Consider the following 23,646-nt stretch of genomic DNA (forward strand, 5'->3'; position numbering starts at 1 on the left):
ACATAAGCCTACAATTTAAAAGTTATGTGCTACCTTTAAATAAACTTCAATATTTTCAATTCATAAGGTCAAGATGAATCATATCAATAAGGTTGTTGTCGTTGGTGGGGGGACATCTGGTTGGATGTCTGCAGCTCTGCTCAAAAAGATATTAGGCAATACAGTAAATATAGAGTTAATTGAATCAAAAACAATCGGAATAATAGGCGTTGGTGAAGCAACTATCCCTCCTATACAAACAGTTAATGAAGTGCTAGGTATAAATGAAGCTGAATTCATGCGGGAAACAAAGGCAAGTATAAAGCTAGCGATTAAATTCGAGAATTGGTGGCAAAAAGGACAAAGCTATTTTCACACTTTTGGCGCGCCTGGACAGAGCTTACCTTTTTGTCATTATCATCACCTATGGACAAGAGCAGAGTCACTCGGATTAAAAACTAATTTATGGGATTATGACTTAAATTACTTAGCAGCAACTGCTGGTAAATTTGCTAAGCTTGAAACTCAAGACCCCATGTACGAAATGAAATATGCATATCATTTCGATTCAGCGCTTTATGGTCAGTTCTTACGTAAACATTCAGAAAAGTCAGGTGTTATTAGAACAGAAGGTCTAATTGAAAACGTAAATTTAAACCCAGCGACTGGTAACGTAGAAAGTTTAACCTTGACCGGAGGCGGAACTGTCACAGGCGATTTATTTATAGATTGTTCCGGTATGCGTGGCTTACTCATTAACCAAGCTTTAGGTACAGGCTTTGAAGACTGGAGTCATTGGTTAGCGGCAGATAGGGCAATTGCAATACCATCAGAAAGAGATACCAAAACCCTCCCCTATACACGCTCTATAGCACATTCTAAGGGGTGGCAATGGAATATACCATTACAGCATAGGAACGGTAACGGAATAGTGTATTCGAGCCGTTACTGCTCTGACGATGAAGCGCAAGATACACTAATAAAGAATATCAAGAATAAAACTTTAGCAGATCCTAATTTAATCAAGTTTAAAACGGGCAGAACCAGAAAACAGTGGAACAAAAATGTTATTGCCATCGGCCTATCTAGTGGTTTTCTAGAACCGTTAGAATCAACTAGCATTTACCTCGTACAATCTGCAATCGTTAGATTACTTAAATTCTTTCCACATAAAGGTATTCAAGCTTCATCTGTGAATGAATTTAATAATCAATCACAAAGAGAATATGAGCTTATTCGAGACTTCATAATCTTACATTACTGTGCTACCAGTAGAACTGACAGCCAATTTTGGCGGGATATGAAAGCATTAGAGTTACCGAGGAGGCTAACAGAAAAACTAGATATGTTTAAAGAAAATGGAACCTTAGTACACGATGATTTAGACGTATTTTGGGAGCCATCTTGGTTACAAGTCATGCTAGGCCAAGGCATTAAACCTATGGGTTACCATCCTTTAGCAAGCCAATATAGTCAAGCTAAACTAACAGAAATATTTACCAATACTAGGAGGGCAAAATCAGCCCCGCTAGAGAAAATGCCATCCCATGATGAGTTTTTAAAACTTTATTTAGAATAATCTCACCAACTATAGATCTAAAATAACTTCTAGTTAAGTAGGCTTATATTATAGCCTGCTTAACCATTATAGCCGGCAAGCTCCTATTCTTTAATCTCTTTAATTGAGACTATTTCACTAAAGCCCATGCGTTCAAATTCTTTTTGACGAAAGTTTTTGATCGCAGATTTATCTTTCGCTGTCATGTGCACTTGCTCTTCCATCTGCAAAAATTTTGTCAAATCAATCTTCTCTGCAGCAGCAATTGCTTCATAAATATCCCTGTGCTTGTCATAAGAAAAATTAATCTCTTTCGCAACGTTTTTAAATTTATAGCTTACTCTACGCGCCATAGTAGCTCCCAAAGAAAAATAGAGGTAGATAACTCAAAGTGTAATTAATCTAGCATACAAGCCTTACAGGCAGCTAGGTATAAGAATAAGTTAATAAATAATGTTTATGAGGATAAATCAATCTGAGGATATTTAAAGTGGTGGGTCATGCTGGATTCGAACCAGCGACCAATTGATTAAAAGTCAACTGCTCTACCAACTGAGCTAATGACCCACTTTAAAATTGGATGGCGACTATATGTAAGTGGTGGGTCATGCTGGATTCGAACCAGCGACCAATTGATTAAAAGTCAACTGCTCTACCAACTGAGCTAATGACCCTTACATAAGTCTGATTGATAAAAGTGGTGGGTCATGCTGGATTCGAACCAGCGACCAATTGATTAAAAGTCAACTGCTCTACCAACTGAGCTAATGACCCACTTTATCAATCTTGTTAGCATTCGCTCAAACTTTCTTTCCGACCGCTTGCTAACGGAGGCGTATAATACTGATATGTTTGGCGAACGCAACAAAAATTTCATTTTTTTTTACGAAATAAATGAAATAAAACAAAACGATTATTAAACAAACTTTTATTGATTAATAATAGAACAAATTACAGTTCGAGTAATCTTTGCTTAGCTAATTTAGCTGCTGTTGAATCTGGATATTCCGAAACAACTTGTTCAAATCTAACTTTAGCTTCTGCCAAATTAGATAATTTTTGCGCAACTAAACCTAATTTAAATAAAGAATCCGGTCTTTTATTTGATTCGGTGTGCATATCGACAACAGTCAGAAAGTTTTTAGCTGCAGATTTAAACTCACCTTTAGTGAAAAGTAACTGACCTAACCAATAATGTGCATTGGGTTGATAGCTAGATTCAGGGTATTTATTAATAAAAGCCTGAAATTCAGGTATCGCTTGTTCGTAGCGTTTATCTTTTAAAACTAAATTAACTGCTTTGTCGTAAGCTTGATTCTCATCTAAGCTCGCTTGCTGAGTCGCAGGAGCGACCTGAAGACCAGAAACGGATGTATTAGCATTAGGAGATAACATAGGTAAACTAGGTGCTGCCTGCGCATCTCTAAGCGCCATCATTTTTTTGGTTGATTCATTTAATTTATCAAGTTCTTGATACAACTCTCGTTGCCTTTCAAGAATTTGAGAAAGTTTATAATTATGCTCCTCAGAGATACCTCTAAGTTCGCTTAATTCGTTTTGTAATGAATCTATATCTTGCGATAAATTAACTTGAGCTTGACCACGTGCATTGATGATACGCTCCATAGTATCCAACCTTTCGGTTAAAGAAACTTGGCGTTCAGCAAATGCATTAGGGGTTACAACCGCAACCCCTAAAGATAATACAAGCAATTTTACTAGCTTGGTCATATAAAACTCGATTGATTGATTAGTAAACTAATACAGCTCTACGGTTTTTTGCAAAGCCTGCTTCAGTGCGTGACTTATCTAATGCTTTTTCTTCACCGTAACTTACAGTAGAGATTTGAGATGCTAAAACACCGTGATTTTGTAAGTGCTTAGCAACAGACTTAGCTCGACGCTCACCTAATGCAATGTTGTACTCAGGCGTACCACGCTCATCACAGTGGCCTTCAATAACGACTTTAACACTTGGGTTTTTAGTTAGGTATGTCGCGTGAGCTTGTAACACTTCAAAGTATTTACCTTGAATGTTTGATTCGTCAAAATCAAAGAAAATTGTGCTAGTTTTTAATAAAGCTTTTTGCTTCATTTTTTCTTGCTCAATTTCGATTTGACGCTTTTGCTCTAAAGTTGAAACCTCAACGCCACCATTTGCAGTGCCGTTTGAAGCAACACCACCGCTTGTCGTTGCTGTATCAGCCGCATTTGTAGCAATAGACTCATCTTCACCAGTAGTAGTTGAACAAGCTGCTGTAAATAGCGGTAATACAATCATTAGGCATTTTGCAATTTTAGTTGGTTGCATGTTGTTTTCCTTATAATTGGTAAGTTATATTTTTAAAGTTAAAAGCCATTTTATATAAAGGTTTAGCGCTAAAAACCAAACAAAATGTTATTTTTGATGGTTTTATACACTAAATGACCTAAATATGAAAATAAAGTGTAATTTTTATTCTAAATAGGGTGACCAAGATGGTGATTTCACCTGTCCTACCCCTGAAGGTAATCGGGCTTTAAAGCGTCCATCAACAGATACTAAAGCAAGTACCTGATTTTGACCATGTAATGTACTATAAATTATCATATTTCCATTTGGAGATATACTAGGAGATTCATCCAAATAAGTTTTCGTTAATACACTCATTGTACCCGAACGAATATCTTGCCGAGCAATATGATATTTACCACGTGTTCGGTTGACAATAATCAAGCTTTCACCATCTGTCGTGAAAGAACCACCTAGGTTCATTTCACCTGTAAAAGTTAAACGTCGAGTTTTTCCTGTATTCACATCAATTCGATACAACTGAGGTTTACCACCTCGTTCAGAAGTAATCACAAGAGACTGTCCATCTGGCGCCCAGCTTGGCTCAGTGTCTATGGTTCTGTTATTCGTTAAACGTGTTAATTGGCGGGTTAGTAAGTCCATTAAATAAATTTCTGGATTACCATCTTTAGACAACACCATAGCGAGCTTAGAGCCGTCTGGCGACCAAGAAGGCGCACCATTAATACCTGGATAAGATGCAATCATTTCGCGACGACCAGTATAAAGATCGTGAACAAATATTTGAGCTTGGCGATTTTCAAATGTGACATAAGCCAGTTTAGTTGCATCAGGTGACCAAGACGGTGACATTAAAGGCTCTGAACTACGTACAATTTCGGTTTCGTTATAACCATCATAATCAGCGACAACTAACTGATAAGGTAAAGGTGCGTCATCGTTAACTAACACATAAGCAATCTTGGTTTGAAAAGCGCCTTTAATCCCTGTTAAAGTTTCGAATACTCTATCGCTGATTGAATGCGCAGCTCGCCTAAAGTCACCTTCTTCAACTTGAAATGGCTTACTTGCAAACACAATATAGTCATTACTCTCAACCAATTCGCCATTGCTTAACATTTGAGTTGCGCCACCGGTAATCTGGCCACGTATCACATCAACAATTTGATAAGAGATAGCAAACAAGCCAGGTCTAACATCTCTAACCTGTCCCATGACTAGAGTATCAATATTTTGTTCTGCCCATTTGGTAAAATCTATTTCATTAATAGTTTTAGGTATTTGTGGCATTTCAAATTCTGATTTTGGCTGAAACTTGCCACTTCGACCTAAGTCAGAGCCAATAACATTGGCGACATTCAATGGAACAGTTTGAAAACCATTATATTCAAATGGCACAACCGCAATTGGTTTAGCACCACTAACCCCTTCAGTAATGAAAATTTCAATCGCCGCAAAGGACGGCTTTATAAGCAAGAGTGTAAAAAGCAGGGATAAAAATATTCTCATTAATTTTCTCTATATCTCTTTGATATTTAATTTATTCACCAAAATTAAGAATAATATCTCTTAATTTTGCGGTTACATCAGCTTCTTTTGAAACTGGAACTTGATAAGTTTTATTAATCGCCTTATCAACTTCTTTACAAGTTACTGCGTTACCAGACAAAATTTTGGTTGAGATAACGACGCCACTTTGTGAAATTCGAATTTGAACCCGACAAGCAGTACCTGCAACAACAAAATCTTGATTAATATTTACTTGAATCGCAGATTTAATCATAGCTGTGTACTTTTCAACTTCTGTCATCACGTATTGTTGACGCTGTTGATTTCGCGCAGCTTGTTCAGCTTCCATTTGAGCTCGCATTTGACGCTCTAATTCTGCTTGCTCGGCTGCTTCTTTCGCTTTACGTTTACGTTCTTCTTCCGCTTTCTTCGCCGCTTCTTCGGCTTTGCGTTTCTCTTCAGCTTTACGTTTTAATTCTTCTTCAATTTGTTTCGCTTTATCTTTCGCTTTTTTAGCTTCATCTTCAGCTTTTCGCTTTAAAGCATTTTGTTCTTCAGCTTGTTTTTTCAGCTCTTTAGCTCGGTTAGATTCTTGAATTTGTTTTTGTTTTGCAGCTTTAGCATCGGCTTCGGCTTTACGTTTTTGCTTCTCTAGCTGCTTTATATCTTGCTTGTCTTTTTGCAATTTGTTTTCTGCTGCTCGAGCTCGACGCTCTAAATCTGCGACCCGCTTTGCTTCGGCTGCTTCTGCTGCCGCTTTTTTAGCTGCCAATTTTTTAACTTGTTTTTCTAATGCCGATTTATCAACAGATACGGCATGCACTAAATCTGGTTTAGTTTTATGCTCGCTATTTGGGCTCGGGTTACTATGCTCCTTTTGTTCTTTAACTGGTGTTTTGAACTCAAAACTAAATACCAAAACGATACCTAAAAGAAGATGTAAAAAGATCGAGGCTATCAGTGCTATTGGATATAAATTCATTTTATTCCTCAACTGGATCTGTCATTAAGCCAACAGATTCCACACCTTGCTTTTGTAATAACACCATCAAATTTACCACAACATCATAGGTGACAGTGGCGTCCCCTTCGACCATAACAGGTCGGTCAGGCTCTACTTTGATGTAAGCTCCAACTAATGCAGCTAAATCACCAGGAGACATAGGTCCATCTTTACTAGAGCCGTCAGTGACAAAATACTCATAATCAGAGTTAACCGAAACCACAATAGGTGGCTTACTGTCTTCCGCTAATGGATTGGCTTCAGCTTTAGGCAGGTCAACATTGACCCCTGCAGTAATCAAAGGTGCTGTCACCATAAAGATAATCAGCAGCACCAACATAACATCTATGTATGGTACAACATTAATTTCAGCAACAGGACGGCGTCTTTTGCGTTGAAACATTTAAGCTTAAGCTCCCTGCTTCTCTGTAGCACTAGCAGATAAAGCTTGGCGATGTAAAATTGACGAAAACTCTTCAATAAAATTGATATAACTGTTTTCTAATTTTTCAACCTTATGCGAAAAACGGTTATATGCAATGACGGCAGGAATGGCGGCAAATAAGCCCATAGCAGTCGCAATCAGTGCTTCCGCTATGCCTGGTGCAACCATAGCTAAGGTAGCTTGTTTCACTTCGCCTAAGGCGATGAAGGCATTCATAATCCCCCATACTGTTCCAAATAAACCTATGTAAGGGCTGATAGAACCAACGGTCGCTAAAAAAGGTAAATTTGTTTCGAGTTTATCAACTTCTCTAGATAAGCTCACGCGCATTGCTCTGTGAGTTGCATCCATCAAACCTTGAACGCTGCCATGATTCCCCTTACGAAAACGAGCAAACTCTTTAAAACCTGCTTTAAATAAGCTTTCTACACCTGTTAATGCTTCTTGTTTATGGGTAATTTCATGATACAAACTACTTAACTCGACTCCAGACCAAAATTTGTCTTCAAACTCGCGGGCCGTTTTAAGGGCGTTAGATAAAATGGCTTTGCGTTGAAAAATCATTGCCCAAGAGACTAAAGAGGCAAGTAATAGAGTCACCATTACAGCTTGAACTAATAAGCTCGCTTCTAGAAATAGACCAAAAAAAGTAATGTCAGCAGACACGTTGAAATTCCCCAAAAATTGGTTGCGGTATTCTTACCGGTTTTAGATTTTTTAAATCGATAAATGCGATTTCAATTTCAGCTTTATTTATCGTGTTGTTCTCATATTCAATCCATTGTTTGAAAGTTAAACTAGCGCGTTTTAACTGACAAATCTGGCTGCATATCTCTAACCTTTGGTTAAATTTAGCCGCTCTAACATTATCCATATTTAAACGTTTTACTACAAAACCAAACCCATCCGATAAACTTTGGTCTTGTTCGACACCTAAATGAGATAAAAATTCCGTTCTTGCTCTTTCATAGTATTTTAAATAGTTTGCATGGTAAACAATGCCACCTGCATCCGTATCTTCGTAATATACTCGAATTGAGTGTCTAAATATTTGTGTCATATTAAATCACTGCTGGTAGGTTAAATCTAGAGCTAGATGCCATCTTGTTAGCAAAATTATCGTAAAGGTCAAATAAATATTAAAATTTATAACCCAAAAACACTATTTTTAACTATTCAATAGAGAAAATAAGCAATCCTCTTTTCTCTATTAAAAATTATTCTTTAATTTTCAAGCCTAAATGTAAATAAGCCCTCTGACTGGCAATTCGACCTCTTGGGGTGCGCTGAATAAAACCTTGTTGGATTAGAAAAGGTTCAATGACATCTTCTATTGTTTCTTTTTCTTCTCCTATGGCTGCCGCTAAGTTGTCTAGTCCGACAGGGCCGCCATCAAATTTATCGACTATAGCTTCAAGGAGTTTTCTATCCATATAATCGAAACCTTTGGTATCTACATCTAGCAAATCTAATGCAGCAGCGACAATGCTTTGTTCAGCTCGACCATCCGCTTTGACATCAGCGTAATCTCTCACTCGACGCAATAATCTATTTGCTATTCTAGGCGTCCCTCGCGAGCGTCTTGCCACTTCTAGGGCACCTTGTTCACTTAATTGCATGTTCATATGAGAAGCTGAACGACCAACAATTTTTTGCAACTCTTCAACCGAATAGAATTCAAGTCTTTGTACTATCCCGAATCTATCTCTTAACGGTGAAGTGAGTGACCCCGCTCTAGTGGTTGCGCCAATTAAAGTAAATGGCGGTAAATCGAGTTTAATTGAGCGGGCTGCAGGGCCTTCACCTATCATAATATCAAGCTGATAATCTTCCATTGCTGGATAGAGTATTTCTTCAACAACAGGGCTTAAACGATGGATTTCATCTATAAATAAAATGTCGTTTTCTTCAAGGTTTGTCAGTAGCGCTGCCAGATCACCTGCTTTTTCTAATACAGGGCCTGAAGTGGTTTTTATCCCTACATTCATTTCATTGGCAATAATACGAGATAAAGTTGTTTTACCGAGTCCAGGCGGGCCAAATATTAGTACGTGGTCAAGTGCATCTTCACGTTTAAGCGCAGCTTCAATTGCAATTTCCATTTGTTCAACAACATGTTTTTGTCCGGTATAGTCGGCTAGTTGTTGAGGACGTATCGCTCTGTCTACTATTTCATCATCGTGCGTTGCACCCGCACTAATTAATCTGTCGGCTTCAATCATATTATTTACAACATGCTCTTAAGGGCGAGTTTGATAATTTCTTCGCTGTTCATACCTTCTTTAGCCACCCGCTTAACCGAAGTTTCAGCTTGATTAGCTTTATACCCTAATGCCATAAGCGCATCAACTGCATCATTTTTAGCGTGATTAGGATTAACTTGGCTGCTAGTGATTAAATCAACAGGGGCAGCATCTGTCGCTGGCGTCGGATTCATATCCTGCCATTTAGCCAATCTGTCTTTCATTTCCAGTAAAAGCCGCTCTGCGGTTTTTTTGCCAACGCCAGGGATTTTAACCAGTGTCGTCACGTCAGATTGATTCACTGTCCAAACAAATTGCTGGGCTGACATAGCGGATAAAATAGCAAGAGCAAGTTTAGGCCCAACACCATTAGCTTTTAGTAACTCTCTAAATAAATCTCTTTCGTAACGAGAATGGAAGCCATATAAAGCTTGGGCATCCTCTCTAAATACTTGATGAATAAAAATGGTCGCGTTTTGTTCTAGCTCTGGCAACTGATAAAAACTCGTCATTGGTAAATTTATTTCGTAGCCGACACCTTGTACGTCTAAAACGCATTCAGGTGGGATTTTTTCAACTATTTTTCCAGTTAATCTAGATATCATATTTAATTCCTACAACCGATTTTTATCATTTACCGCAATCGCCTTCTAACCGTTTTAGTCGCCTGCCCTGCCATATGAATTAAGCTTTGCTGAGTATTCGCATGACATAATGCAACAGCAAGCGCATCCGCGGCATCAGCTTGAGGGCTGGCATTCAACTTTAGAATGTGAGTAACCATATGCTGAACTTGTTTTTTTTCAGCATTCCCTTTGCCAACTACGGCTTGTTTTATTTGCCGCGCGGAATATTCAGCCACAGGTAAACTTGCGTGAGCCGCAGCAACAATAGCTGCACCACGTGCTTGGCCAAGCTTTAATGCAGAGTCTGGGTTATGAGCTAAAAACACTTGCTCAATTGCAAATTCATCTGGAGAGAATTGGGTAATTAATTCTGAAATACCGTGAAATATTTTGATTAAGCGATCGGCTAATGCGCCATCACCTAATCGAATACAACCACTGGCAATATAAGAAAATCGGCTACCTTGTTGTTTAACAACGCCGTAGCCAGTAATACGAGAACCGGGGTCTATACCTAAAATTATACTCAAGCGAACTCCGGTTTTATAACAGATAAAGTGGGCTTATTCTTCTTCGTCGCTGCCGTCATCTAACTGAGGTACAACTTGAATGCCTAGTTCTGTAACTTGTTGTGGATTAGCAAAACCTGGCGCATTAGTTAATGGACAAGCTGCCGTTGTTGTTTTAGGGAATGCCATCACATCACGAATAGACGAAGCACCTGTCATTAACATAACTAAACGGTCTAAACCAAAAGCTAAACCAGCATGTGGTGGCGTACCATATTTTAATGCTTCTAATAAGAAACCAAATTTATCTTCCGCTTCCTCTTCGCCTATACCTAAGATTTCAAACACAGCGGCTTGCATCTCTTGTTGGTGAATACGCACCGAACCACCACCAACTTCACAACCATTTAATACCATATCATAAGCATTAGACAAGGCAGTTTCTGGGTTAGCTTTTAACTCTTCTGCACTGATACCTGTTGGTGAGGTGAATGGGTGATGTAATGGCGTTAAGCCACCATCATTGGTTTCTTCAAACATAGGGAAGTCAACAACCCATAATGGTTTCCAGCAGTCTTCAACTAAGCCTAATTCTTCACCAATTTTAAGTCGTAACGCACCAATCGCTTCAGAAACAACTGAGTATTTATCAGAGCCGAAGAAAATAATGTCACCTGTTTGCGCGCCTGTTCTTTCAATAATTGCCAAAGCAGTTGCTTCAGGTAAAAATTTAAGAATAGGTGATTGAAGACCTTCAATCCCTTTAGCTAAGTCGTTCACTTTTAACCAAGCTAAACCTTTAGCACCATAAATGCCAACAAACTTAGTTAATTCATCAATATTCTTACGCGAGAATTTAGCAGCACCTTCTGGCACTTTTAACGCAGCGACTCGGCCTTTTGGATCATTGGCTGGACCAGAGAAAACAGCAAACTCAACGTCTTTCAATAAGTCAGCAACGTCAACCATTTCAAGTGGGTTGCGTAAATCAGGTTTATCACTGCCGTATTTAGTCATAGCTTCAGCGAATGTCATACGCGGAAACTCACCTAAATCAACGTTAAGTAACTTCTTAAATAAAGTGCGCGTCATGTCTTCTGTTAACGCCATCACTTGATCTTCTGTCATAAAAGAAGTTTCGATATCGATTTGGGTAAATTCAGGCTGGCGATCAGCACGTAAATCTTCATCACGGAAACACTTAACGATTTGATAGTATCTATCTAAACCCGACATCATTAATAACTGTTTAAACAACTGAGGAGATTGCGGTAAAGCAAAAAACTGACCTGGGTAAGTTCGGCTTGGTACTAAGTAATCACGCGCACCTTCAGGTGTCGCTTTAGTTAAGATAGGTGTTTCAATATCTAAGAAATCATTGTCATCTAAATAACGACGAATTTCACTGGTCACTTTGGCACGAAACTTCATGCGCTCAGTCATTTCAGTGCGACGAAGATCTAAATAACGATATTTTAGTCTTTGCTCTTCTGAGTTATTTTGATGTCCATCGATACTAAGCGGTAATGGCGCAGAACCATTTAATATCGTCATATCAGAAGCTAAAATTTCAACTGCGCCTGTGGCCATGTTTTTATTCACTTGGCTTTCTGGACGTGCACGTACTTTACCAGTTAATTGAATACAAAACTCATGCTTTAATTTATTAGCAGTTTCAAATAAAGCTTTAAAATCTGGGTCAATAACAACCTGAACCAAACCTTTTACATCACGCAAATCTAAAAAGATTAAACCACCTAAATCACGACGACGATTAACCCAACCACATAGAGTTACTTCTTGATCAACTAAAGATTCATTAACTTGCCCACAATAATGGCTTCGCATATTTAAAATTCCTGATGAGTATTGCACTTAACCCTAGTTTGATATTTGACTACTAATTAATTTTTCTGATTAGAAGGTAAACTAGAGAATTTTTATTTATGAATTGAGATAGCTCTCAAATTTTGCACGGGATTATAACCTTAAATGGCGTAAAGATGCGAGAGAGGTTTTGCAGAGAAATAAGAAGGCTAATATAAAATCTTTAACCTTCTTATTTGTATTGGTTATTTTAGTTAGCTGTCGTTTGATACTTGAGGGTAAATTTATCTATATCAAGTAAAAAGCCCGTCTCTGTTGAATGACCAAATTCTAACTTTAATGTCGAAATATCACTAATACTGCCGAGTGTTAGTATCACAGGTAATTCCTGAGGACCAAATACAGGTGTAGTAACAGATCCAATTACAACATCATCTGCCAATATAGTAATGACAGCGCCGGCTTTCACACTTCCTCCGACTAAACTAAAGTTAGCTTCAATATCGGTTGCAATATTAGTTAAATTTAAATCGAAACTGACCCAAGTGTTATTTTTTATATAACCGACAGCATCACTATTCGCTAATTTAGCGCCAAAACTATCACTGAAAGTTTCAGCTTCAACGGTTTGATTAACAATAGATGCAAACACTGGTGGCGTTGTCGTACCTGTTACCGTGAAGGTTTCGTTCGCACCAACAGTGTCACTCGCTGCATATAACGGCATTTCCGGGCCTGAGTTAGTTTCCATCCGGACATACAATCCCATAGATTTCGACCAAAGCGCAAAATCGTCATTACCTAAATCAACCCAAATAAATTTAGCGTCATCAGAAATACTTTGGCTATCTTCATCACCTCTTGCAATATCAGGCACTGTATATAAGTAACCATAACGCATTGGATCGGCTTTTAAGTAATAACCATTAAATGCGCGGAGAGCAATGTAACCATCGCCCGCATCAGTGACCAAAAAGCCTTCTGTTGCTTGATCTTGATTAGCAACTGCTGGTGACAAACTGACCGGCAAGCTAGCATCAGGTTGAACAAACTTATCATTTTCCGCTTGAACTAAAATAGCGTCACCAATAGGAGCTGTACCTGAGGCCGGCTCTGCTATTGGATCAGGTAAACTAAAGAAGGTAAAAGTATGGAGTAAAACCCCGCTACTGATCTCTGAAGTATCCGAAGCCGGTATTGGTTTACAACTTTGGTTATATACAAAGTGGTTTCCATCATCTATATGATCGAGCTTGTCGCCTTCAATCACTAGATTATCAAAATGGAAGAAGCGAATATAACTCTCTTGTCCTAATGCCTGATTACGCTCAGTACATAGATTCTCTTTGTTATAAGAAGCTTGGCGTATATTGATATTTTTAAACGTTTTATCGCCTAAAATACTGACGCTAGGTCCGCCTGAGGTTTCTTCATCCCAAATTCTTAAATTCCAAATAACGCTTTCTTTACCCCAAAATTCCATATTTTCAAATATACCGCCATTGTGCTGATTTAAAGCACCTAATCGAAGGCGGCTATCAAAAACACCATGGTTTTTCCAAAAACTTTGAAATAAACGATCGGATGACCAAATCGTATGGTTTTTCACTTTAGTTGGGCTTGCTTTAACACCATTAAACTCCCAGCCAAATTGAAAACTTGGGCCATTATGCATGACGTAACTCGTGTTAAATTCCATTAAATAATCTTCGTGGATATAGGTTATATCGTCATCATTAATTAATAAGTTACCACGATAATAAGTTTTAGAGCCTTTGCTGCCGTCCTGGTATGTCCCACCGCCATAACCAACATCTTTGTGATTTATAAGATGAGCATGACCATCTCTAACCATAACCCCCATACGCGCGCCAATATTAGTTAAACCAGCAAAAATGCTTGGCTCGTCATGATAATTTCCCATCAACCACACATGAGTATCCCAGGACTGTTCGACTTTCCATGGATTACCACCAATAGCTTGATGTGATGCCCAAGGCGTTCTTGAGTCGTCTGTCCATAAATAACCGTCGTCATTATCACTGTATAGGTAGTAAAGGTTGTACATTTCGTCCGAGTAAAGACCACGCCCCCAAACTTTTAGCGCGTAATTATTATTTTTAAATAAGAAGCCATAATGTAGATAAGCGTCACCCGGAATGTACATTTCACGAACTGTGCTATTCCCTTTGCCAGCGGCATCGCCTAAAAATTGATAAGTCGGATTGGGTAAATGAATCCCCGCACCAAAGGCCACTAACTCACCATTATTAAATTCTTTAATTTCATTTGAAGGCGCAGAAGCTGGCGCTATATGTACAGGATTAATAAATACATATAAAGGTGCTTCAATGATGATATTGCCTCGGTTTGAAGTTGAGGCATGGCCAGACCAAGCTTTGCGATTAACCGCAATACGATAATGCCGAGTGTAATCAGTCGCTCCAGGTAAAGTCACTTCAAAACTAGAATCATTAAGTTTAGTGACTGAAACTGGTGCTGGGTGAATTTCTAAATCATTAATATCGATTGTGCTAGGTAAACTGCCGCTTGATAATAAATCAATAGTAACAATAACTTCTTCACTCGCATCTATGTTAGTCCAATGCTTTGAATGCATTGAACTACCCGATTTAGATGAATTAGGACCATACAAACCATAACCGTATGGCCTATGGCCGCCTGAATGTTTTGGATCGTCCTGCGCTAGAAAATTTCTCAACTGCGGACGCGTCTCGTATACAGGTGAATTCAATGGTGTCATCGCATTATTGCTAGCACTCGTTCTAACTTCAGCACTGAAGTAAGTTGAAATGCGAGTTGCATGACCTTGAGTGGGATCCGCCGGTGTTTGGTATTGGATTTCAGGAAAAGTAATACCATTTACCGTTACCATTTGTGGTGCACGGATTCCAGCAACTTCTGGATAAACCTCTAAAGTATCACTGGTACCAACCACTTTTAACATTTCACTTGCTGGCGACTCTTGCGTATTACGAATCGCTTTAACTCTAAAATAAGACGTATCGCTACGATCAAAATTGGTTAACTGATGCTCTGTAGCATTAGCTGTGGTTGTGGCAACTGATTGCCAATCTGAATTTTCAAATTTTCGTTCAATCACAAAACCTGTTTCGTCCTCAGTATTATCAGACCAAAAAAGCGTTAATTCTGCATAAGGCTCTGGGGATAAAAAATATAACGCATCTGGAGAAGCTAGGTCATTACTTGTACCACCATCAATGCTGATACTCAATTTTGCTTCTTGAGTTGCCCCTTTATCATCAAGCGCTACAGCTGTAATCTCATGATCACCTAAGCTAAGCTGATTATTGACATATTCGTAAGGGCTTGCGGTATCAATTGAAACAGATTGATTATTTACAAAAAACTCAACTTGCGAAATTGAACCGTCTAAATCAATTGCATCAACTGAAAAGCGAATCGGCTCCGCAAAAGTAAATTGGCTATTATTTGCTGGACTGTTAAATGAAATAGATGGTGCGGCATTTGTTAAGTCATTTATCTTAATAACTACAAACGCATTAGAGCTTGCCCCCTTATCATCTGTCGCTATTACTTCTATTTGATGCTCACCAAGAATAAAATCAGATTTAGATAATTCGAAAGGTGCTTCTAGATCTAATAATAAAGACTGGTTATTCGCAATAAATTCAACCTGAGTAACCTGACCATCCGCATCACTTGCACTGACACTAATATTAACCTGCTCTCCTAATGCAAATATTTGATTATTATTTGGCGAAGTAAACGAAACAGTCGGTTTTTGATTAATAACTATTCCCTGCTCACTATCGATATCTAATTTAGTGCCTTGGCAAGCAATTGCTAAACCCGACAATAATACTGAACTAACTATACGACTCAAGCTCATGTCGACTCCATTTTGATTTATATATTATATATTCAAGGTAATCTCCTAACACTTTTATAACAATGTTAAAACGTCTCTATTTAGATAAGTAACACTGACCATATTTCTCTAATTTAGCAGAATTAATTTATTGGGTATGAGCCGAAATGTTCTCTGTCATTTGAACGCGGTTTGATATCAAGCTATCAGAAACAAAAAGCCAGTGTAATGAAGTGACCCCCAATAACTGGCTTTTGCAATTTTTAAACTTTGTTAGAGACTGGTCATCTAAGGAAGGTATTCATATTCGAGCTGAACACTACCTACATTACAACAATAAGTACCGTTATTATCAAAAACGAATCTCAACGCTTTATAAGTACCTTCTGTTCTTACCGCATCAAGCACACCTTCAGCTATTAAGTAAGGGTCACTCCAGCCACCACCGCCAGGTAAATTAACAGTGCCTAACATTTCTTCTGTGTCATCAGATAAGATCCCGTAGAAAGAAACAGCTGCACCACCGCCCCCAACATGTTCCATAGTCACTTTAATATCAGCATCGCCCGGCTTTAGCTCTACATTATAGGTTGCTGAAGCCATATCTTTGATATTATCTAGCTTGTCTGTTTTAGCGGTTAATATCTCTGTAGCAGAAGCACTATCAAGCACTAAGTTCTCAACAACTTTTATTGTATCTACAACCCCATATTCAAGTTTAATTGTTGATACATCTAATAAAAACCCAGTATCTGTAGGATGCGTAAACACTATTTTTAAAGTGCCAATACCAGTATTACCTGCAGTAGAAAGCATGGTTGAGATTGTTTGAGGGCCTGCAACAGGCGTAGTGGCAGAGCCTATTTCAACATCATCGGCCAAGAAAGTAATAACGGTACCAGCTTTGACACTTCCCCCAACTAACTCTAAGGTTGCTTTAGTATCTATGCTAGAAGCATCTAAATTTAAGTTATAACTTACGCTTCTGTCGTTTTTGACGAACCCGATATTAACACCACCGCCAGTAGCTTTAATGCCGCCAGTCTCAGAATCAAATGAGCCAGCATTAAAGTTTAGCTCTTGTGCATTATAACGAACAAATGTCACATCAAACGCATCAAGATTAATACCGTCACCTGGTGCTGTAATACGTAATGTAGAAATAACACCACCAGAAGGTGCATTTAATTTGGCTTCTTCAGACCAAACATAAGTACCCCAGTTGCCTGAGCTCTTGGCTGGGATAACCCCCAAACTAACACCATTTACAGAAACTTCTAAATCTCGGTTTTGGAAACCAGCCGTTAAAGATTTAATTTTGATGTAAGCAACATCAGACATATTGACGTCAAATTCAGCCCAGTCATCAGCACCAACCCAACCTAATGCACTGCCACCATCAGCACCGTTAGTTGGTTTAAGCGCATCGGCTTTCTCACCAGTAGAGTCACCTACTCTCGCATATTCTTCAGCTTCTAATTTTACTGAAATTGGCGGTTTACCAAATACAGGTGCTTCACCAGAATGAGCTTCAAACTCAAAGCTTTCCGAAGCAGTAATTTCATCACTAGCAGCATAAAGTGGTGCATTAGTGCTTAAGCTATCTTCTAGTCGAACATATAAACCCGTTGCTTTAGAGAAAAGTGAGAATGTACTATCGCCGTTATCTACCCAAATAAATTTAGCCCACTCAGAGATATCATCACTTGGCTCCAGCTGTACGTGTACATAGCCATATCGATTAGGATCGGCTTGAACATAACGGCCTGAAAAATCTCTCAGCGCAACATAATCGTCACCAGCACTCACCACAACAAAACCATCATTATCAGAGCTAGCATTCGCTGTTAACGGGTTAAAGCTAGCTGGCAGGCTTTCATCTGATTGAACATAGCTCATATTATCTGCTTTAATAGCGACATATTGATCAATAGGCGCACTTGCGTAACCATTTACTACACTTGATTCGTCGATCATAGACGGCATGCTGAACAAGGTAACAGTGTGTAAAAGCAAACCTTCATTATAATTAAAATAGCTATCAAAATCAGACGCGTTGTTGATTGCAGTCCCCTCAATAACTAGATTATCGAAATGAATAAAACGAATATAAGCTTGTTGATTTAAGCTTAAATCTGATTCTGCAATTAAATTTTCAGCATTAACTGGCGCTTGACGTACATTGAAATTTTTAAACGTTTTATCAGAAATAATACTAGTAGTATCAGTCGCTTGCTCTTCCCTATTCCAAACTTGAATATTAAAGATTGACGACTCTTGGCCATAAAACTCAAAGTTTTCAAACACACCACCTGCATGCTCAACAAGTTTAGCGGCTGTCAGTTGACTATTAAATACTGATTGAGAGCTTAGCAACTCATCATTTAATCGATCTGAAGATAAAACGGTATGATTTGAAACTTGAGCTGTAATGCCCATTTCTGTTTCTAAATCAGTACCAAGTTGAAAGCTAGCGCCTGTATAAAGGTTATAGCTAGTATTGTTAGACATAGTGATATCTTTATGTAATTGAGTGATATCGCCTGAATTAACAAATAAATTACCCGTATATTCGACCTTAGCACTACCTGATTGATATGTGCCTCCGCCATAACCTACATCTTTATAGTTTTTAATAACAGACTGGCCATTTGTCACTAAAATACCAGTTGTAGTGCTAATATTAGTAAATCCATCAATAACAGTTGGCTCTGCAGTGTAGCTACCATCTAATACCATATGTGGGTTAGAAGCATGTGTAATTTGCCAAGGATTTCCTTCTGTTGCATCTAAATGAGACCATGGAGAGCGAGCTCTATCACTCCAAACATAGCCATCAGCATCACCAGCTTTATCGTCTTCTGTATATACATTAAACATTTCGTCTGAGTATATTGCACGTCCCCATGCTTTTATTGGATAACTATTATTTTTAAATAAGAAGCCATATTGCAAATAGGCATCGCCTGGTGCATAAATTTCTCTTACTTTATCATTACCCGTTGCGCCACCAGCTACAGCACCTCCTTCACCTAAGAATTGATATTCAGTTTTAGGTAAATGAACACCAGCACCAAATACAACTAAAGCACCGTCATTAAACTCTTTAACTTGCCCCATTGGCGCTGAAGCTGGCGCTAAATGAACGGGGTTAATGAATACAAATAAAGGCGATTCAATTGTTATGCTACCACGGTACTCAGATTGTTCTGATTCTGCCCAAGCTTTTCTATTAACAGCAATACGATAATGACGCGTAAAGTCAGTTGCACCTGGCAAAGTGACATCAAATGTCTGTTCATCAATTTTCACTGTATCAATTGGTGCTGGATGAATTTCTAAATCAGAAATATCGATTGCACCCATTGTTGGATCTAATTTAACCCGAACAATAACATCTTCTGAGGCGTCAATATTCGTCCAGTGCTTAGAGTGTATTGAACTATTTAATTCACCTTCAACAACACCATAACGTCCAGCTTGGTAAGGTTTATCTTGGCCTGTATGGCGTTTATCATTTTGCGCTAGAAAATTTCTAATTTGAGGTCTAGTTTCATATACTGGTGAAGAGAGTAATTCGCTATCAAGCGTTTTAACTTCAACCGAAAAGTAACTAGAAGCACGAGTTGCTTGCCCTTGCCCTCTTTCATTAGGAGTCTGATACTGGAAGGCTGGATAAGTTATTTTTCGTGTAACTAATGTACCCTCTGAGTTATATACCTGTTTATTGGTTGATAAAGTTTTACCTGAACTGATTTCAGGTATCACAGGATATACTTCAAGGGTATCATTGGTACCTACTAAACGAAGCATTTCACTCGATTCTGATTCTAAATCATCGCGTAAGGCTTTAACTCGAATGTAACTAGTTTCTGTTCGGTCAAAATTAGATATGGTTAATTCTGTTTCATTTTCACCTGCCTGTCCAATATTGGTCCAAGTATCACTACCCTCTATTTTTTGTTCTACTTTGAAACCTTTTTCATTTTCGCTATTGTCGCCCCAAAAAACAGTAATTTCGTCATAAGGAGCTTCAGATTTAAAGTAAACTTGGCTTGGTTTAATGAGTAGCGTTTGATGCGTTTTAGCAACCGAAATCATAGTATCTACTTGATGAAGTTGACCATCATTATCGAATGCTTTCATGGTTAATTTTTTAAAACCAAAACTCATTAATGTGTAATCAATACTATAGTTTGGAGCTGTGGTTGATTGACCAATCAGTTCGCCGTCAAGATAATATTCGACTCTATCTATACTGCCGTCTTGATCTGTTGCTAAAACCTCTAATGATAATGATTCATTTAGTACTAAGGGGGTTTTATGAGTCGGTAAAACAAGCTCAATTGTTGGCGGTTTTAATGCTGCGGTTACATCGATATCTACTGTTGCTTGAGCAACTTCATCTTGTGTATCAACAACCATAGCTACAATGGTATTTTTTCCTAATGTAGCATTCACTGGTACATAGAAATTTTCCAGTGTATAAGGTGCTGATATAACAGAAGTAATAAATGCACCATTCCAATAAAAATCAACACGCTTAATATTGCTATCTGCATCTTCAGCTATAGTCGAAACAGTTAAAGCTTCTCCAGCATTAATAGAAAGTTCTGTGCTAGGAGCGATAATACTAATGCTTGGAGCAACATTAGGTACAGTTTCACAGCTACTATCTTGCTCACAGTCGTTTATTACAACTCTTTTTTTCTCTTCGCTATCATTACAACCAGCTAATGCAAGTAGTATAGATAAAGGGATTGCCTTTAATTTAGGTGACATGACTCTGCCTCTTATTCTTGATAATTTAGCGATAAACGTACCGCTAAATTGTAAAATTTGTTTTGGTATAAAATGCGGCTAACTAATTAACCGCGTATTAAAATTAATCTTTGTTACTAGCCTGAAGTAGATAGACAACTTCTCCCGTATGCTGATCTATTGCATATAAGGCGCTCTCAGTTTTATCTGTTGCAACTAAGTAAGGTAATCCACCTTCAGTAACTATCGAACTTAACTCTCCGATCGTATTTTCAGTTGATTGTAAATTTAATATTTTAACCGTGGTGTTTTCTGTCGCGGCTCCGCCAGAAGGTGTGGCATCTACTATCGCAGTTATATTTGAAAGGTCTAATTCAGCGACTTGATTACCAAAAGCGATATAAGCTTTTAAGTTGGCATTATCTACAGCGATTGAGTAACTTGCTGGTAACTCTTTCGCAGCAGAAACATCATCAATATCGACCAAAGAAAGCTCAGTTAAAGGCGTTGACTCGTTATAAATATCTTTACGAATTGTGGCGAATACTTTAGCGGTATTGCCCGTATCATTGCTGCTTTGAGCTAAAGTGATTATGTATTCTTTACGATTTTCGCCTTCACCGATATATAATAAATCGGTACTCACAGTGCCACTATAATTAGATGTAGTACCAAAAGTCTTTTTAGATACCCACTTTCTGTGTGTTGTCGTATCAGTTTGACTTAATGGCGTGCCTTCAAGGTTATAGTTTAAAGTGTAAGTTGCTAAACCATCATTACCAGAAGCATATATTGTGACACCATCTTCAGACATAACAGTTTGACGCGCATCCCATAGGGTATTACTTAACCCATCTATGTATGCATCAGGCGTTGCTTTATTTTTTAAATTAGGATAGTTAGATAAATCAGAAACTCGAAGAGCGGGTCCCTGCCAACCATGGCGAATTAAATAATTTCCATCCGCAGCTGGGCGGTAGTTATTAATAGTTAAACCACCAATTTTTTTATCTACCTCATTCGCACCGAAAAGCTCTAGTGGTGCAGTAAGCTTTTCAGGGCTAGAAACCATTTTAAATTCAGTAACTTGCTTACCTTCTTTTTCACCTAGATAAAACACAGGAAAACCACCGCGGCCATCAATAGCCACGTCGACTAAATCTTTAAAATCACCTGCATTTTCTGGAAATAAAGTATCTTTATCAGCTAACTTTCTAACCGAAACTTTAAGTGGTTTTAAATTGATTGCATCAAAAGGCGTAATCGAATCATCAACATCTGAAGTTAAAATAAATTCAATATCATCTCCAGCTGCTGTACTTGTGATATCTGCTTGATATGTCCATATGCCAGTTGCAGAATCATAAGTGGTAACTGGATTACCATTTATTAAGAGGTTTGCTTCTGTAAGCGCATCTGATGTATTTAAACTCGCTTTACCTCTAAGAATAACACTATTAGAAGCGGTTGCACTTACGGGTGCTGGATATTCAAAACTAGCTGATAATACAGGTAAGCTAGGATCTGCTTTTGTTTTCACGACCCAAGTAAAAGTTTCATCACCAACCGCTAAACTTGGTTTTATAGATGTCACGAATGTTTCAGGTGAAATAACTTTAACCAATAAATTCTGGCCTGGAGCGATTTCAGCCCCAGCAGCATCACTGAAAAATTGTCCATCTATAGAATATAAAACCTTGCCTATTAATGGGTTACCATCAGCATCAGTTGCAGATACTGAAACAGGTAATACTGAATTATATCCTTGTAAATTAACTGTGTAGATAAGCTCAACGACTTGCTCTGAGGTGCTTAATTCAGCACCCGAATTTCTCGGATCATCGATAAAATAATCAGGGTCTATAGTATCAAACACAGTATCTTTCGAGGCTGTTACGACTTCAAAAGGAATAATTTGGGTTTTAGCCGTTCGACCGATAACCACAGGTATGCCTCGCTCATCCCTTTTGGGTTCCATAATTGGATTGCCAAGGTCATCAAATAAGTTAGCACCTTCATCATCTGTTGACTGAATCATTTCATAATCAACAACTTCATAATCCCAAGTTAGTTGAGCTCTATAAGTTTGATCGTAGGTGTAATCAGGAATGTTAAATGCAACTTGCAAATAATCTCCATTTTGACCACAAGCGCTATATGGCAGCATATCAGCGTCTTTAAAGTCATCAGTTGAGTAAATCGAAATTTTCGCAACTGGTTCGACTATAGCTTTGTTATCTTCCGTTTCACCGATCAAGGTATCCATATCAGAGACAAAACTAAATTCAGACTTATAATAATTGCTTAATCCTTGAATCGGTGTTTTCGCTTTAATTAAAATAGTTTGCCCATCTGCGACCACTTTTCGGTTGCCATCTTTATCTTCTAGAGCTGACCAATCAAACTCAATTTGGTCGTCTCTATAAATATCACTTGGGCTAGGTGTCGTTAATGCAAAATCAAATTTTTCTCCTGCATACTCTAACCCAGCTTGGTATGACATGTTGTAAAAACCATTAGGTACTAGAAAATCAATTGAAAACTCATCTCCATCAATCACAGAAGTCACTGCCGTACTGCCTGTAACACCAGTACCTGCTTTAGTTGGCTTTACATCCGCACGAACAAAAGTATGCTTGTACGGTACATTCACCATATAGTTGTCATCTGAGGGGCATGCTGATGGATTTGGTACTGTAATCGTATCTGCCGCTATTAATTCAAAAGTATGCTTTTTAAATTGCCCTAATCCTGAAACGATTAGCTGATCAGGTTTAAAAGAAATTATCTGTTCAGTGCCATTAAATTCATTGAGTGAAAGATCGACCTGATTCGCACTCGTGTAATTTAAATCTTTACTCGTGCCTGATTGGCTAAAAGTAAACTTTTCAGGTGTAGATTCTCTATTGTCAGACGGTTTTTTAACGTCTTCACTACATGCCGATATCAATAAAATTGAAAGTACGGCCGCTGCCACTTGTGTGGTCTTAAATTGCTTAGAAATCATTTTTTGACTCCA

General features: G+C 38.2%; 16 protein-coding genes and 3 tRNA genes. 1 reads left to right on the top strand and 18 read right to left on the bottom strand.

Annotated features, from left to right (window positions below):
* The first annotated feature begins 73 nt into the window (after positions 1-73).
* Positions 74-1,558, top strand: coding sequence for a tryptophan halogenase family protein (locus XM47_RS08890; RefSeq protein ID WP_048691743.1), 1,485 nt, complete (start codon positions 74-76; stop codon positions 1,556-1,558).
* 83 nt (positions 1,559-1,641) lie between these two features.
* Here XM47_RS08890 and XM47_RS08895 read toward each other — a convergent pair whose 3' ends face one another.
* The 18 genes from XM47_RS08895 to XM47_RS08980 all read right to left on the bottom strand — a co-directional run bounded on the left by XM47_RS08895 (position 1,642) and on the right by XM47_RS08980 (position 23,634).
* Positions 1,642-1,890 (bottom strand): DUF2960 family protein, encoded by a 249-nt coding sequence (locus XM47_RS08895; protein ID WP_048691744.1) that lies wholly within the window; start codon positions 1,888-1,890, stop codon positions 1,642-1,644.
* Between the two features lie 138 nt (positions 1,891-2,028).
* Positions 2,029-2,104, bottom strand: a tRNA-Lys gene (locus XM47_RS08900).
* A 31-nt stretch (positions 2,105-2,135) separates the two neighbouring features.
* Positions 2,136-2,211, bottom strand: a tRNA-Lys gene (locus XM47_RS08905).
* A gap of 24 nt (positions 2,212-2,235) precedes the next feature.
* A tRNA-Lys gene (locus XM47_RS08910) sits at positions 2,236-2,311 on the bottom strand.
* A 177-nt stretch (positions 2,312-2,488) separates the two neighbouring features.
* Entirely contained in the window at positions 2,489-3,268 is a 780-nt protein-coding gene (gene ybgF, locus XM47_RS08915; RefSeq protein WP_048691746.1) for a tol-pal system protein YbgF, read from the bottom strand.
* Positions 3,269-3,287: 19 nt separating this feature from the next.
* Positions 3,288-3,848, bottom strand: coding sequence for a peptidoglycan-associated lipoprotein Pal (pal, locus tag XM47_RS08920; RefSeq protein ID WP_048691748.1), 561 nt, complete (start codon positions 3,846-3,848; stop codon positions 3,288-3,290).
* A gap of 144 nt (positions 3,849-3,992) precedes the next feature.
* The gene (tolB, locus tag XM47_RS08925) at positions 3,993-5,339 is read right to left on the bottom strand and encodes a Tol-Pal system beta propeller repeat protein TolB (RefSeq protein WP_048691750.1); all 1,347 of its coding nucleotides are present in this window, start codon (positions 5,337-5,339) and stop codon (positions 3,993-3,995) included.
* Between the two features lie 31 nt (positions 5,340-5,370).
* Positions 5,371-6,321: a cell envelope integrity protein TolA gene (gene tolA, locus XM47_RS08930; protein WP_048691752.1), complete on the bottom strand. Its 951-nt coding sequence runs from the start codon at positions 6,319-6,321 to the stop codon at positions 5,371-5,373.
* Position 6,322: 1 nt separating this feature from the next.
* Positions 6,323-6,745: a protein TolR gene (gene tolR, locus XM47_RS08935; RefSeq protein WP_048691754.1), complete on the bottom strand. Its 423-nt coding sequence runs from the start codon at positions 6,743-6,745 to the stop codon at positions 6,323-6,325.
* Between the two features lie 6 nt (positions 6,746-6,751).
* Positions 6,752-7,453, bottom strand: coding sequence for a protein TolQ (tolQ, locus tag XM47_RS08940; RefSeq protein ID WP_048691756.1), 702 nt, complete (start codon positions 7,451-7,453; stop codon positions 6,752-6,754).
* A complete protein-coding gene (gene ybgC / locus XM47_RS08945; protein WP_048691758.1) occupies positions 7,443-7,847 on the bottom strand; it encodes a tol-pal system-associated acyl-CoA thioesterase in 405 nt (134 codons plus the stop codon). The genes tolQ and ybgC overlap by 11 nt, the downstream gene beginning before the upstream one ends.
* A 157-nt stretch (positions 7,848-8,004) precedes the next feature.
* Positions 8,005-9,009: a Holliday junction branch migration DNA helicase RuvB gene (ruvB, locus tag XM47_RS08950; RefSeq protein ID WP_048691760.1), complete on the bottom strand. Its 1,005-nt coding sequence runs from the start codon at positions 9,007-9,009 to the stop codon at positions 8,005-8,007.
* Positions 9,010-9,014: 5 nt separating this feature from the next.
* Entirely contained in the window at positions 9,015-9,635 is a 621-nt protein-coding gene (ruvA, locus tag XM47_RS08955; RefSeq protein WP_048691762.1) for a Holliday junction branch migration protein RuvA, read from the bottom strand.
* Positions 9,636-9,664: 29 nt separating this feature from the next.
* Positions 9,665-10,186, bottom strand: a complete 522-nt coding sequence (gene ruvC / locus XM47_RS08960) for a crossover junction endodeoxyribonuclease RuvC (RefSeq protein WP_048691763.1) — start codon at positions 10,184-10,186, stop codon at positions 9,665-9,667.
* 33 nt (positions 10,187-10,219) lie between these two features.
* Positions 10,220-12,013 (bottom strand): aspartate--tRNA ligase, encoded by a 1,794-nt coding sequence (aspS, locus tag XM47_RS08965; protein WP_048691765.1) that lies wholly within the window; start codon positions 12,011-12,013, stop codon positions 10,220-10,222.
* Positions 12,014-12,242: 229 nt separating this feature from the next.
* Complete coding sequence (locus XM47_RS08970) at positions 12,243-15,887, bottom strand: Ig-like domain-containing protein (protein WP_048691767.1); 3,645 nt, start codon at positions 15,885-15,887, stop codon at positions 12,243-12,245.
* A 267-nt stretch (positions 15,888-16,154) separates the two neighbouring features.
* Entirely contained in the window at positions 16,155-20,648 is a 4,494-nt protein-coding gene (locus tag XM47_RS08975) for an Ig-like domain-containing protein (protein ID WP_048691769.1), read from the bottom strand.
* A gap of 103 nt (positions 20,649-20,751) precedes the next feature.
* On the bottom strand, positions 20,752-23,634 hold the full coding sequence (locus XM47_RS08980) for a hypothetical protein (protein WP_048691771.1): 2,883 nt from the start codon (positions 23,632-23,634) through the stop codon (positions 20,752-20,754).
* Positions 23,635-23,646: the final 12 nt, after the last annotated feature.

It is taken from the genome of Catenovulum maritimum, assembly GCF_001050375.1.
Taxonomy (GTDB): domain Bacteria; phylum Pseudomonadota; class Gammaproteobacteria; order Enterobacterales; family Alteromonadaceae; genus Catenovulum; species Catenovulum maritimum.

Coding starts and splice junctions, on each gene's coding strand:
- tolR (WP_048691754.1), bottom strand. CDS start 6,745: ATGTTTCAACGCAAAAGACGCCGTCCTGTTGCTGAAATTAATGTTGTA.
- ybgF (WP_048691746.1), bottom strand. CDS start 3,268: ATGACCAAGCTAGTAAAATTGCTTGTATTATCTTTAGGGGTTGCGGTT.
- XM47_RS08975 (WP_048691769.1), bottom strand. CDS start 20,648: ATGTCACCTAAATTAAAGGCAATCCCTTTATCTATACTACTTGCATTA.
- XM47_RS08890 (WP_048691743.1), top strand. CDS start 74: ATGAATCATATCAATAAGGTTGTTGTCGTTGGTGGGGGGACATCTGGT.
- ruvB (WP_048691760.1), bottom strand. CDS start 9,009: ATGATTGAAGCCGACAGATTAATTAGTGCGGGTGCAACGCACGATGAT.
- tolB (WP_048691750.1), bottom strand. CDS start 5,339: ATGAGAATATTTTTATCCCTGCTTTTTACACTCTTGCTTATAAAGCCG.
- XM47_RS08980 (WP_048691771.1), bottom strand. CDS start 23,634: ATGATTTCTAAGCAATTTAAGACCACACAAGTGGCAGCGGCCGTACTT.
- pal (WP_048691748.1), bottom strand. CDS start 3,848: ATGCAACCAACTAAAATTGCAAAATGCCTAATGATTGTATTACCGCTA.
- XM47_RS08895 (WP_048691744.1), bottom strand. CDS start 1,890: ATGGCGCGTAGAGTAAGCTATAAATTTAAAAACGTTGCGAAAGAGATT.
- tolA (WP_048691752.1), bottom strand. CDS start 6,321: ATGAATTTATATCCAATAGCACTGATAGCCTCGATCTTTTTACATCTT.
- ruvA (WP_048691762.1), bottom strand. CDS start 9,635: ATGATATCTAGATTAACTGGAAAAATAGTTGAAAAAATCCCACCTGAA.
- XM47_RS08970 (WP_048691767.1), bottom strand. CDS start 15,887: ATGAGCTTGAGTCGTATAGTTAGTTCAGTATTATTGTCGGGTTTAGCA.
- aspS (WP_048691765.1), bottom strand. CDS start 12,013: ATGCGAAGCCATTATTGTGGGCAAGTTAATGAATCTTTAGTTGATCAA.
- ybgC (WP_048691758.1), bottom strand. CDS start 7,847: ATGACACAAATATTTAGACACTCAATTCGAGTATATTACGAAGATACG.